Raw genomic sequence first — 12,442 nt, forward strand, 5'->3', positions numbered from 1 at the left:
GGATCAAAAAAACATTATCTTTTTTTACGGTAGGCACAGAAGCCTAGTATCACCAAAATAGCAATCAATGTAGCGATTAAACCTAATAAGATATCACGAACAATTTTATCAATCGGTAACCAACTCCACTTATGCAAATAAGTAAAACTTTTGCCTTCGAGTGCATCCTGTGCCGTGAATTTTGCCGCGATTACACCGCTACTTGGCTCGATATAGAGTCGTAATTGATCGTTTAAATGGGTATCAATTTTAATCACTGGAAGACGTTTATTGATAAAGCCGTATTCCCCGCCAAAGCTGGTAATCCATGAACTTTGCCCAATTCTTTCTATCGGTACATTGAGATAATCGGCGGCGAGCTGTTTACTTTGCTCAAGCACGTCAACGGGTTTGGCTTGTTCAGCATCAATCCATTGGATCGCAGGTGTCTGATTTTTACTCTGACCATGATGATCATGTTCTTTGGCTGCGGTCATACTGCCTTGCATGTCTTTTTTACCGATGAGTTGAATCATCCATGCAGCTCGTGTTTGATCTTGACTAAATGAAATAGGTACGAGGTGTAATCGTTGTATTGACTGAGCTGTTGCTAGTTGCCACGACGTTTGATCTAAATCTTGTGTCTTGAAAATAGGCTGAATATTTTTGATCTCGGGCTTCTTTTGCCAAAGATGGTAAAAACCACTGATCACCCAAAGTAAAATAAATACACTCAGACTGATACCTAAATAGCGATGTAGAAATCGAACTGGTTTCTGACGTAAACGATGGTTTTTTCGGTTATGAATTTTGAAAAACAGTCCGATTCCCATACACGTGATGACGAGTATACCAATCAGAGCAAACTGCATCAAAAGTGTTTGACCAAACCATTGCTGATTATTCCACGTCCATGTATGACCTAAGCGGAAAATCCGTGCCATCCACATCTTTTGGTCATTTGAAATCGTGGCAAGTCGTGCATGACTAGGATCAACATAGGCACGTAAACCTTGATCAAAATCAACACGCCAGATAGGCAATAAGCGATTTACACTCGGATAATCATCACTAAACTCTGTAACGAGTTGTGCGAAAACAATACGTTCCTCAGCGAGACCTGTATACCAAACGGCTAAACGTTTGGCATCTTGTGATTCTGCATCTTCAATACGATGACCCGAATGAGCATCGTAATATTCAGCAATATTTTGGCCTGTGCCCAATACCCGATATGCCGTTTGATCGGCATTTATTTGAATGGTTTGAAGTGCAGAAAATTGCTTGATCTGATTTTGCTCTAAGACCGTTTTTGCTGGTAAAGCATTGTTTAAATCTAGTTGTTGCGGTGGAGGCATTCGTTTCAAAGGCTGCGGTTGTGTTGCACTCATAATTGGATGCAACACACCTGTTAAAGCCCAAAATAGAACCAAAATGCCCAACACCATTCCAAGGCTACGATGAAAGCTCAGTAGCTTTTTGAGTTGGTTGGCATTCATGGCTTATTTCCCAAAATGATAACGTAAACCTAATAAATAGGTACGCGGTGCAGCAGGGGTAAAGCTCGCTTGGTTATTACTAAATGAGGTACTTTCAGCATAATGCGCGTCTGCGGCATTGATGATATGACCATAGATTTCATAAGCATTGCGGCGATAGGTTGCGCGTAGATTTAATACGGTATGCCCATCATATTTTTCAGTATTGGCATCATTGATCCAGTATGATCCGACGTAAACACCTTCAGCGGATAACAACAACTCAGGAAAGGGTTTAATTTGATATTCAACTGTACCAAATGCCTTTGGAGCGCTTGGCATACGATTGCCATTATAATTTAAGCTTGCTGATGGCTGAAATTGCTTAAATTCATGTTTCGCCCAACTTCCGGATAGTTTCAAACGCTGATCGTAGTGATCCGTAATATTCCACGTTCCACCAATTTCAATGCCTTGATGTCGTGTTTTACCTGCATTCCGTGGTTCGCGGGTATTGTCAGGTTTAGTATAGTTAATGACTTCATCCTCTCCATCTAAGCGATAAAGCGTAATTTCACCATCTAAACGTTCATCAAAAAGTTTGAAGCGTATACCAAGATCCATATTGTTAAAGGTTGCTTCAGACAAATTTGGTGTCACTAAGTTTGCACCGTATAAACTGCTTATTTCTGGTGGTACAAAACCTTGTGACCAGTTGCTATAGATATCCAATAGCGGATGTGCATTCCAAATAAAGCCAAGTTGTGGGCTGGCTTTATGGAAGCGACGTGTTTCGTTCGGTGCACCCGTAACATTTGATGGCGTTAAATTATTCTGATAGTCATATTTAATCCAGTCGTAGCGAGCACCAGCGACTAGATTTAAGTTATCGAATGTTTGCCAATTGACTTGGGTGTAAATGGCTTGGTTATCGACATCAACATTGAAGTCACGTAATAATTTTCGTGGTTTAAAACCTGTATAAATACGTGTTTCCGGATCACGAAACACTTCAATATCATTAGTTTTTGCTGTGTTTGGTGTATGTTCTGCCATCGCACCGACAATCCACTTCACTTGATCAAAGCTTTTGGCGTGTTGCAAATTTAGACCATAAGATTTGAACTGATTGTAAGTGGTTTGGCCCGTATAAGTTCCTGTAGGCACACCATTTCGCATATCAGTACGAATGCTATAACTTGGGTTTTGTTCGGTGGTGTTGTCTCGATAATATAACGTTGCTTGAGATTGATTGAGATCATTCCACGCATGGCTAATCTGTGAAGATAAACGAGTAGAGTCGACTTCACGATAGGTAAATGTCTGGTAACTATAACCTGGACGTTCACTAAAATCTTTGGCATTCACGCTTCCAGTCATGTCTGCTTTTAGATGATTATAGCTGGCAATATTTTTGATTTGTGTGGCATCAGAAATGCGCCAATCATGCCGAAGGGTGAGACTTTGTTTATTGCTTTCGGCATGATCTTGCCAACTATCGCCACGATCACTTGCGTATCCAGACAACCGTAGACCATGTTCACCAGATTCAGTATCAAATGTATTTGAAGCACCTAGATCCAGACGGCGATAACCTTCCGTACTTGAAAGTATACCGATTTCAGCAGTCGGTGTTGCACTTGGTGCTTTGGTTAGAAAGTTAATCGTGCCGCCAATAGCATTACTTCCATATAAGCTACTGGCTGGACCACGTAAGATTTCAATACGATCAATTCCCGCAAGATTAAGTTCATAGAGTGCATTGTGGTTAAATACCCCAACAGGTCGAACTGAAATACCATCTTCTAAATACTGATAAACCGCTGCGGTGGTCATCGGTTGTCGAATCGACATCATATGTTGTTCATTACCCAAGTCATTCATCAATACCCCAGGGGTTTGATTGACCAATTGCCCAATAAAAGTGGCATTTTTATCGGCTAATGTTTGGCTGGTAATTTGGCTAATCGCAGCAGGGGTATTATTGAGAGATTCACCCTCACGACTTGCTGTAACCACAATAGTCGCTAAGGTTTTGGTATCTTGTGCAGGATTTTCTTCAGCAATGGCCAATGAACTGTATGTCACAGACAGGCAGGCAGCCGTTAAGACTGACAAACGAAAATAAGTCGTCATTTTTAAAACTCTATAAAAGCATTAAACGAGCTGTATCGCAGTGATGAACTGGATACGAATGTAAAAGTTTGCGATTTATAGAGCGACTGGCGGAGCGTGTTTAAGGGGGGAAATATAGAAAATACGTGGAATATACAGATCCTGTGACCACGCATGGCACAAACAGCGTACACGACTAAACCAAGCCAATAAGAAAATGATAATCAAGCCAAGCAATGGAATAATTGCGGCTGCATCTAAACCATAGGTACACAGTGGGCAATGCTTCATAATCTGGCTGGCAAGTGCATAGACTTGTTGTGCATATTCACTGAGCTGTGAACCGTGTTGAGCATGATCAAGGTGATGATTATGCTGCTGCATCGTATGGTGGTGATGTTCACTATGATCGTTGCTGTGTACTTGTGTCGATAACAGTGTGACTTTTTGAATTTCTGTGACTTGGCAATGGGATGGCATTGCATAAAGTGCAGGTACGACGCCTGTATGTACCATCGTTGGTAACAAGATATGCCAGAGTAAACAAAGCAAAGTTATCATACCCAATAAGGTACGCCACTTGTGCATATGTTGACGGAAACTGGGCTTCATATCGGCGATACGTCGCAGGGGGAATGTGGCAGCAGTATAATTAAAAAAATGTTACAGTTCAAAACATAGTTGATCTATCAAAAATAAAAACAGGCTCATGAGAGCCTGTTTTTGATCTATTCAAAGATTAACGATTTGGTAAAACGTCTTTTAACGCTTCATGCATTTCTAACAATGCTTTTTCAGTGGTTTCCCAATCAATACATCCATCTGTTACAGATTGACCATATACGAGGTCACACAGATTTTCAGGGATGTCTTGACGTCCACCTTTTAAGTGACTCTCAACCATGATACCCACGATTGATTTGTTGCCATCAAGAATTTGCTCTGTGATGTTTTTCAAAACCAATGGTTGTAAATACGGGTCTTTGTTTGAGTTAGCATGACTGGTATCGATCATGATTTTAGTGCTGACTTTCGCTTTGGCTAAAGCTGCTTCAGCTTCAGCAACAGAAGTTGCATCATAGTTCGGTTTGCCATTACCACCACGTAAAACCACATGCGCGTATGGATTACCTTTGGTATTGATGATCGCAACTTGACCACTTTCATTTAAGCCTAAGAAGCTGTGACCATGTTTTACGGATTGCATCGCATTGGTTGCAACCGTTAAACCACCATCAGTACCATTTTTGAAGCCCACAGGTGATGACAAGCCCGAAGACATTTCACGATGTGTTTGGCTTTCTGTAGTACGTGCACCAATTGCAGACCAAGAAATTAAGTCTTGATAGTATTGAGGAGAGTTTGGATCAAGTGCTTCAGTCGCACATGGTAAGCCTTTTTCATTCAATTCAAGCAAAAGCCCACGACCAATATGCAAGCCTTTTTCAATATTGAAAGAGTCATTCATATCAGGATCGTTAATCAAACCTTTCCAGCCCACAGTCGTACGTGGCTTTTCAAAGTAAACACGCATCACGATATATAAAGTATCTTTTACTTTTTCACTGAGCACTTTCAAGCGATCTGCGTATTCATGCGCAGCTTTGGTATCGTGAATAGAACAAGGCCCGATCACGACAAACAAGCGCTTATCATTACCATCTAAAATATTACGAACCGTGTTACGCCCATTAAGTACAGTTCGATAGGCAACTTCTGATAAAGGAAGGTCACTTTTAAGTTCTGCTGGAGTAATCAAAGTCTGAATGCTTTTAATGTTAACGTCGTCGATATCTGGCTGAGAAACTGGATTTGACTGTAGAGTATTCATTGCTGTCACAAATTCAATCGAAAGAAGAGGTTAATTTGTCTACGAATATAGCACGAAAAGCTGATTGATTAACTAGCGATTCGCATCATTTATGTATAAACAATCGGCTATTTAACACTTAAACTATTGTTGTAGAATGAGTTGTTTGCTGAATCAGAACCACTTGGGTTGTTTCAACAGGTTTCGGTTTCTCTTTTACAGGGTTAATAATGAAATTTATACCCAATGCAAATAGCGTGATTCCTAATATTTTGCGGATAAATCGTTCAGGTAAATGCGAGCTGATCAATGTTCCCACAATAATCGCAGGAATAGAGCCAACCAATAACCACATCAATAAGCTGAAGTCGACATTGCCAGAAGACATGTGGCTCAAACCAGCGACAGCAGTCAGCAGTACCGCATGGACAACATCAGAACCAATGATTCGAATCATCGGTAAGTTGGGGAACATGATCACTAATGCCATGATGCCGAAAGCACCTGCACCGACGGAGGATAATGTCACCAACACGCCTAAAATAATGCCCATAAATACAATATATCGGCGTTTATGCTGTAGGGCATGTTGTTCGCTTTCCATATTGGCTTGTTCACGATTTCTAAAACGATCGAAGAACTTTTCAATTTGAGCACGGAAAACGATTGATATACCCGTCAAAGTCAACATCACCCCTAAAACCATGGTCAATACTGGTTTATAGTGTGCGGATTGACTCAAATAATGTTCTAACACCCAAGAAGTAGCGAAAGAGGCAGGGATACTGCCCAATGCTAACCAAAGGACAATCGGCCATACAATATTTAGTTTTTTGGCATGAACCAATGAACCACAAAATTTTGAAATCGAGGCGTAGAGTAAATCTGTACCAATGGCAATATGCGGTTCAATCTTAAATAAGCTGATTAAAATCGGTGTCATCAATGAACCACCGCCGACACCCGTGATTCCAACGCAGAAACCAACCAGTACACCAGCTAAAATAAATTCCATTGGACCAAACATCGACGATATGCCTAAATTATGCAAAAAACAGCATATCTTATTTCTTTTTTAGCTAACTCGTTGTGATGAATAGTGATTTCCTTATGCAAAAAAATGCTAAAGGAATATTGCAAATTCTAACTTTTATGACTTTTACGTGGCTGATTGCTTAAATCATTCACGGTCAAAATCACAAAAAAAGTCAGCGGTGTGGCAAAGATCCACCATCCTACAAAACCGATTGAAGACCCGTAGATTAAACACAGCAAAGCACCTGCCAAGAAAAAACACAAAAAAGCACACATTCTTAGCTGTAACCGAAAGCGCTGTACGAATGGTTGACGCTTCGGTTTAATTTTGCGGATCGCTTTATCACTGCATTGATATAATAACGTCATGCCTAAGCCAATCAGGATAAGTGCAAATAACATCATTTTTTTGTCTCTTTTCGGTCAAGTTTCGCTTTCAATTTATTGTGCGCTTTGGCTTGAATAGGTTGAATATTTCGATAAATAAATACAGCAAAGAGTGCACAAGTGATCAGAAATAAATCAATCCGCAAAAAAGGCCAATAGCTTTGTAGATCTGAAATGAGCCGATGGTGAGTTAGATAAAGCAAGTTATATATAGGCAAAGCAATTGCGAGCAATCCAAAAATGAGAATCTGTGATTTCCATAAATATTGTTGTTTCGTTATAAGTGCAATAATGAAGCTCAGTGCCCAAACAATGAAAAACGTATAAATCTCATAGTTAGGCATGGTTTCTGTTAGATGCACCAATCGGTTGGCAAAAAGATAGCCAAGCATTGCAATAGGCAAACCAACAAATGCAGCAACATTCAAGCGATCAACCAAGTAGTAGCCAAAATGGAACTGATTTGATTTATTTTGAATCTGACGTTTTAAGCTCCATAACAACAAACCAGAAGCAATCATTAAACAACCAAGAAGCCCTGACAGGAAGAAAGCAAATCGCAGCGCAGGCTGTGCAAAAGTTGCCATATGTAGGCTATAAACACCAAAGTTTAGGGTCGCTACCGCACTATTGTTTCGAGTATCTGCAAGAATTTTACCTGTACCGTCAAAGCTAATTTGCGCTTGATTTAAGGTGATTGATCGATCTTCCAATTGTTTAAATGTAATGGTTGCTTGATCTGTATTTAGATTTTTTGCTTCGATCGTTGCAAGCGCTTGATCTCCCCATTGTTGCCGTACTTGGGTGAGGAGGGTTGCAATTGAAACTGTTTCAGCGGGTTTAGGTGCTGCATTATTGCCATTGCTTTGGTTCACTGTTCTGATTTCAGTGAAATATTGATATGGATTATCTGGATATAATTTTTTCATACCTAAGGGTAGATACAGATAAAAGAATATCGCTAAACCTGTAAAAGTAATGGTAAGGAAAAAAGGCAGTGCCACAACAGAAGACACATTATGAAAATCGAGCCAAGAGCGTTGTGATTTAAAGGTTCTAAAGGTAAAGAAATCAGTAATGATTTTTTTGTGGGTAATAATGCCTGAAACCAAAGCAATCAGCATGATAAATGCGGCCAAACACGCAATCAGTCGACCGATGAGGATCGGCATCCCATAAAGTTGGTAATGGAAACGATAGAAAAATTCTCCACCTTGTGTTGCTGATAATTTTAATTCTTGCCCAGTATTAATATCCAAGTTACGACTTTCATAGCCACCATCTGCCTTTTCCCAATAAATTTTATTTACAGGCTGCTCAGGATTGGCAATGCCGATATACCATGACTTCGCATCTGCCGCATTTTTTTCTAAATAATCAGTCGCAGTGCCTATCGCCACATCTTGATTCACTTGATATTGTGCAAGTTGCGGCTGCATCCACAAATTTATGTGATGACGATAATACGAACTCGTTCCCATCAAAAAAATGGCAAACAAAAGCCATCCAAAAACCAAGCCAGTCCAAGCATGTAACCATGTCATTGATTGGCGGACGCCTTTATTTTGCATTTTAATTTAAACCCGCAGATAAGCCAAACAAGAGTCCCACCAAAGCCAAACTGAGCAATGTCAACTTCAATAATGAGTTGAAACAAAATCCAACAATAACAAAGAGTAAATAAAACAAAATCGAGATAAATGCCGCGAGAAAAATTGCTTCTGCTTTATCTAGAAAATAGCTGAATAGTGTCGTTAGGCTTAAACTCAAATACATCATTGCTAAATAGCCAAGCACGAATATAAATGTAAAGCGATAGAACACACTCAGTCGGTAGGCAAATGTTAGGGAAGTGGATTTAGCCATAAATGTACTTAGAAATAGCAGAAGGAGAGAAAATCACACATGTAAATGATTCTTGTTTATATTAATGTTTATATACAACGCAAGCAATTGCTGATTTATCGCAAATCTAGATGCTCATTCACCCAATTAATGATTTATTAGATTAAAATGATCTTCACTAATCATGAACAAATTACATTGTTTGCTGTGATTCGATGTAAAATCATTCTGTTAGAATCTTTTAAACTTTTGAATGGGGCGTTAGTCTTGTTAAAGCAAAAACTAAAAATTGGCATTGTAGTGGGGGAAGTTTCTGGAGACACGTTGGGTGTAAAACTCATGCGCAGTTTTCGTGAACAAGGTATTGATGCTGAATTTGAAGGGATTGGTGGTCCACAAATGATTGCCGAGGGTTTCCATAGTTTTTATCCAATGGAAATATTATCGGTCATGGGCATTGTTGAAGTTTTAAAAGACCTAAAAAAACTCTTTGCTGTACGTGATGGCTTGGTTGAGCGTTGGACTGAACAACCTGTAGATATTTTTATTGGGATAGATGCACCAGATTTTAATTTACGCTTATCGAAAACGATAAAAGAAAAGAACTTACCGATAAAAACTGTTCAATATGTGAGCCCATCAGTGTGGGCATGGCGTCAGGGACGTGTCCATAGCATCAAGCGAAGTATTGATTTAGTGCTGTGTTTATTCCCATTTGAAAAAACCTTTTATGAAAACTATGATGTTGCAGCCGCCTTTGTTGGTCACCCATTGGCAAAGCAATTGCCTTTAAAAAATCCAATTATAGAAGCAAAACATCAGCTTGGTTTATCTGCACATAAAATGCATATTGCTCTATTGCCGGGTAGCCGTCGCGGTGAAATTGAACGTTTATTGCCTTTACTCACTGGTGCAGCCGAAATCTTACATCGTAAACATCCTGAGCTTGAATTTTTGATCCCAGCGATTAACGATGCAAGAAAACAGCAGATTGAGCAAGGTATCCAAAACTTGGATATCAGCTTAAAAGCCAAGATTCATGTTTTAGAAAATACCGATAATGAATCAAAGATCGGCCGTATGGTGATGAGTGCCAGTGATATTGTGGCACTTGCATCAGGCACAGCCACACTTGAGGCGATGTTGCTGCATCGTCCAATGGTGACTTTTTATAAACTGCATTGGCTTACCTATATGATTGCCAAGTTTCTCGTCAAAATTCCATATTACGCATTGCCCAATATTATTGCGGGTAAAAAGGTGATAGAAGAATTGATCCAATCCGATGCAACGCCAAAACAGCTTGCGACTGAGATTGAAAAATTGATGGATCATGAAACGGCACATATTCAAATGATGCAACACTTGAGTATGCATAAGCAGTTAATCTCTGGAAATACTGAAGACCCAGTGCAAGCCATTTTGAAATGCTTAGAAGCTGATTAAAAAGAATAAAAAGGTGGCTTAGATGCCACCTTTTTACTTATGCACGAAGGATAAGTTCATACCCCGTATATTTACGGATATTGATCACGCCAATATCCAGTAATAAATACTGACCTTTAATGCCTTGTAAAACACCACGAATTTTTGGGGTTTTATCGAGGTTCAGTGATTTTATCTTTTCAGGATAATGATCAACAGGGTAAATAAACTCACGTTGAGCTTCGTTTTCTAAAAATTCTAAGCCTTCATCAAACTCAAGATTTTGATTAAACTCTTCGCGAATGCTTTGAATTTTTGGTGCAAACTCTTCAATGATTTGATCACGTTGCTCAATCAAATTTAAAGGTTCGGCTTCGCCTTTAAGCAACTTTCGCCAATCCGTCTTATCTGCGACTTGACTGGCAATCAGCGTCTCTAAATGACCAGATAAACGGCGAGAACCAACTTTCATGATCGGCAGTGCTTGAGTCGCACCTTGATCTAACCATCGTGTTGGCATATTGACGATACGTGTAATACCGATTTTTAGCGCACTTGAATTGGCCAAATAAACAATATGTGGTTGGAAACAAACATTGTGTGCAAAATCATCTTCACGACAAGTTCCAAGATGATAATGACAAGTTTCAGGTTTCATAATACAAAGATCACATTCTGCCTTGGTCTTGAAACACTTGAAACAATGACCTTGGGAATAGGATTTAGGTGTTTTAGCACCACATGATGTACAGAAAATATTGCCTGTCCATTCGATCTCTAGTTCTTGACCCAACACAAATGGTAGATCAGTTTCTGAACGATCCAATATAAATTTATATTCAACATTTGCCTTGTGTATTGGTTGATCAGTTACACTATGCGTTTTGAGCGCTGCATGCATTTTATGACAAATGCCTTGTAGTTCCATTAATAAACTCTCATCTTTCTCAATCAAGGGTTGCAGTTATGGCTGAACAAAATGTCATCACTTCTATGCTAGACGATTTATCTAAAGAACAGCCCATACATACTGCACTTTGTATTGGTCAACAGATTGACCAAAATGCGTCCATTCAATGGCATTATTTTAACGTAACTGACTTTCTAAGTCTGCCATTTACGCAGCGCTATGATTTAGGTTTTGTATTTTTTAATACCGTAGAGATGCAAAACGTCAGCCAAACACAAAAAGCGCAGTTGCTTGTCAAATTGCGTGATTTAATGGCAAAACGTATCGTAGTCGTGAGTCAATTAGATGACGAAAGATTACTTCGTTCGCTAGGCTTTACTCAATTGATCGACAAGACCACACATGATAACGATTTTGCTTTGTGGCAATTTAATATTTTGACCTATAAACATGTGCCTGATTGGTTTAATTCCAAGTTTTGGGCGAATCCTGAAAACTGGAATAAATTCCGCTGGTAAATCTAAAAATGTCTCTGTTTTCAAAGATAGAGATTTAGTCTAGGTTAACTGCAAGCCCTTGCAAAATTTAACAATTCAATTTTGTTCTGGGCTTTCAAAGCAGCGTATGCTTTTGGAATAAATAATTCCAAAAGGAACGTGTAAGCCATGACAGATTTAAGCAATATTGTTGAAATGTTAGCAAAACAAGCTTTAGGCGGTCAGCAACAATCAGGACAAGGCGGTTTGGGTGGCATACTTGGATCAGTACTGAGCCAAGTTGGAGGACAACAACAAAATACGCAAAACCAACAAGGTGGTTTGGGTGGTGTTTTAGGTTCGGTACTTGGCCAATTGAGTGGTGGAACAACTTCGTCTAACCGTAATAATCCGCAAAGTCTTCTTATCGTTGTGTTGCCATTGGTACTTGCTTGGATTCAAAAGCAAGGTGGTTTACAAGGCGCACTGGATAAACTTAAAAATGCGGGTTTAACCAATCAAGTACAAAGTTGGGTTGATCCTAATCAACCGAATAATACGGATATACCGACTCAAAATATGCAGAGTTTGTTTGATGATCAAGATGTAGAGCAGGTTGCACAGCAAACACAAGCCCCTAAACAAGCGATTTATGGCGCAATTGCATCGGTTTTACCACAAGTGATTGATTCTTTAACTCCACAAGGTTCTAGTACGAGTCCTCAAGAAGCGAATAATGATATTCAAAATGTGATGAATATTGTGAGTGGGTTTTTAAAGAAATAAATTATAAGTGTAATAAAAACAAGGAATAAAGCTCATGTAAATATGGGCTTTATTCCTTTTATAATTTGAATCACATGTTAATTAGATGAAACCCGTAGATGTAAAGACAATAGATGGTTTTATTAAATAGCGACTTAGTGATTTGTGAATAAATAGGCATCTAGAAATTATCTTTTCGGGGAAATTAAATGAGCGT

At 39.2% G+C, this 12,442-nt stretch carries 12 protein-coding genes; 3 read left to right on the top strand and 9 right to left on the bottom strand.

The window, feature by feature from the left end:
• Positions 1-14: 14 nt before the first annotated feature.
• The 8 genes from MMO38_RS02400 to MMO38_RS02435 form a co-directional block, all read right to left on the bottom strand.
• Positions 15-1,478 carry a PepSY domain-containing protein gene (locus MMO38_RS02400; RefSeq protein WP_241322403.1) on the bottom strand — a complete coding sequence of 488 codons (1,464 nt, stop codon included), beginning with the start codon at positions 1,476-1,478 and terminating at the stop codon, positions 15-17.
• Positions 1,479-1,481: 3 nt separating this feature from the next.
• Entirely contained in the window at positions 1,482-3,593 is a 2,112-nt protein-coding gene (locus MMO38_RS02405) for a TonB-dependent receptor (RefSeq protein ID WP_241322404.1), read from the bottom strand.
• A 75-nt stretch (positions 3,594-3,668) separates the two neighbouring features.
• Entirely contained in the window at positions 3,669-4,184 is a 516-nt protein-coding gene (locus MMO38_RS02410) for a hypothetical protein (RefSeq protein WP_241322405.1), read from the bottom strand.
• A 127-nt stretch (positions 4,185-4,311) separates the two neighbouring features.
• Positions 4,312-5,403 carry a 3-deoxy-7-phosphoheptulonate synthase gene (locus MMO38_RS02415; protein WP_004671025.1) on the bottom strand — a complete coding sequence of 364 codons (1,092 nt, stop codon included), beginning with the start codon at positions 5,401-5,403 and terminating at the stop codon, positions 4,312-4,314.
• Between the two features lie 118 nt (positions 5,404-5,521).
• The gene (locus tag MMO38_RS02420; protein WP_241322406.1) at positions 5,522-6,409 is read right to left on the bottom strand and encodes a sulfite exporter TauE/SafE family protein; all 888 of its coding nucleotides are present in this window, start codon (positions 6,407-6,409) and stop codon (positions 5,522-5,524) included.
• Between the two features lie 116 nt (positions 6,410-6,525).
• Complete coding sequence (locus MMO38_RS02425; RefSeq protein ID WP_241322407.1) at positions 6,526-6,822, bottom strand: DUF1634 domain-containing protein; 297 nt, start codon at positions 6,820-6,822, stop codon at positions 6,526-6,528.
• Positions 6,819-8,375, bottom strand: a complete 1,557-nt coding sequence (locus tag MMO38_RS02430; RefSeq protein ID WP_241322408.1) for a PepSY-associated TM helix domain-containing protein — start codon at positions 8,373-8,375, stop codon at positions 6,819-6,821. The genes MMO38_RS02425 and MMO38_RS02430 overlap by 4 nt, the downstream gene beginning before the upstream one ends.
• Position 8,376: 1 nt before the next feature.
• Positions 8,377-8,670: a hypothetical protein gene (locus MMO38_RS02435; RefSeq protein ID WP_241322409.1), complete on the bottom strand. Its 294-nt coding sequence runs from the start codon at positions 8,668-8,670 to the stop codon at positions 8,377-8,379.
• 246 nt (positions 8,671-8,916) lie between these two features.
• Here MMO38_RS02435 and lpxB point away from each other — a divergent pair, with 246 nt between their 5' ends.
• Positions 8,917-10,095, top strand: a complete 1,179-nt coding sequence (gene lpxB, locus MMO38_RS02440) for a lipid-A-disaccharide synthase (protein WP_241322410.1) — start codon at positions 8,917-8,919, stop codon at positions 10,093-10,095.
• A gap of 37 nt (positions 10,096-10,132) precedes the next feature.
• Here lpxB and MMO38_RS02445 read toward each other — a convergent pair whose 3' ends face one another.
• Positions 10,133-11,002 (bottom strand): DUF2797 domain-containing protein, encoded by an 870-nt coding sequence (locus tag MMO38_RS02445; protein ID WP_005197019.1) that lies wholly within the window; start codon positions 11,000-11,002, stop codon positions 10,133-10,135.
• A 38-nt stretch (positions 11,003-11,040) separates the two neighbouring features.
• On the opposite strand from MMO38_RS02445, the gene MMO38_RS02450 reads away from it, so the two are divergent.
• Both MMO38_RS02450 and MMO38_RS02455 read left to right on the top strand, forming a co-directional pair.
• Positions 11,041-11,502, top strand: a complete 462-nt coding sequence (locus MMO38_RS02450; RefSeq protein WP_004671040.1) for a DUF6231 family protein — start codon at positions 11,041-11,043, stop codon at positions 11,500-11,502.
• Between the two features lie 147 nt (positions 11,503-11,649).
• The gene (locus MMO38_RS02455; RefSeq protein WP_005197018.1) at positions 11,650-12,246 is read left to right on the top strand and encodes a YidB family protein; all 597 of its coding nucleotides are present in this window, start codon (positions 11,650-11,652) and stop codon (positions 12,244-12,246) included.
• The last annotated feature ends 196 nt before the right edge of the window (positions 12,247-12,442 follow it).

Source organism: Acinetobacter sp. NIPH 1852 (genome assembly GCF_022549455.1).
Classification (GTDB): domain Bacteria; phylum Pseudomonadota; class Gammaproteobacteria; order Pseudomonadales; family Moraxellaceae; genus Acinetobacter.

Coding starts and splice junctions, on each gene's coding strand:
- MMO38_RS02400 (WP_241322403.1), bottom strand. CDS start 1,478: ATGAATGCCAACCAACTCAAAAAGCTACTGAGCTTTCATCGTAGCCTT.
- MMO38_RS02405 (WP_241322404.1), bottom strand. CDS start 3,593: ATGACGACTTATTTTCGTTTGTCAGTCTTAACGGCTGCCTGCCTGTCT.
- MMO38_RS02410 (WP_241322405.1), bottom strand. CDS start 4,184: ATGAAGCCCAGTTTCCGTCAACATATGCACAAGTGGCGTACCTTATTG.
- MMO38_RS02415 (WP_004671025.1), bottom strand. CDS start 5,403: ATGAATACTCTACAGTCAAATCCAGTTTCTCAGCCAGATATCGACGAC.
- MMO38_RS02420 (WP_241322406.1), bottom strand. CDS start 6,409: ATGTTTGGTCCAATGGAATTTATTTTAGCTGGTGTACTGGTTGGTTTC.
- MMO38_RS02425 (WP_241322407.1), bottom strand. CDS start 6,822: ATGATGTTATTTGCACTTATCCTGATTGGCTTAGGCATGACGTTATTA.
- MMO38_RS02430 (WP_241322408.1), bottom strand. CDS start 8,375: ATGCAAAATAAAGGCGTCCGCCAATCAATGACATGGTTACATGCTTGG.
- MMO38_RS02435 (WP_241322409.1), bottom strand. CDS start 8,670: ATGGCTAAATCCACTTCCCTAACATTTGCCTACCGACTGAGTGTGTTC.
- MMO38_RS02445 (WP_005197019.1), bottom strand. CDS start 11,002: ATGGAACTACAAGGCATTTGTCATAAAATGCATGCAGCGCTCAAAACG.
- MMO38_RS02450 (WP_004671040.1), top strand. CDS start 11,041: ATGGCTGAACAAAATGTCATCACTTCTATGCTAGACGATTTATCTAAA.
- MMO38_RS02455 (WP_005197018.1), top strand. CDS start 11,650: ATGACAGATTTAAGCAATATTGTTGAAATGTTAGCAAAACAAGCTTTA.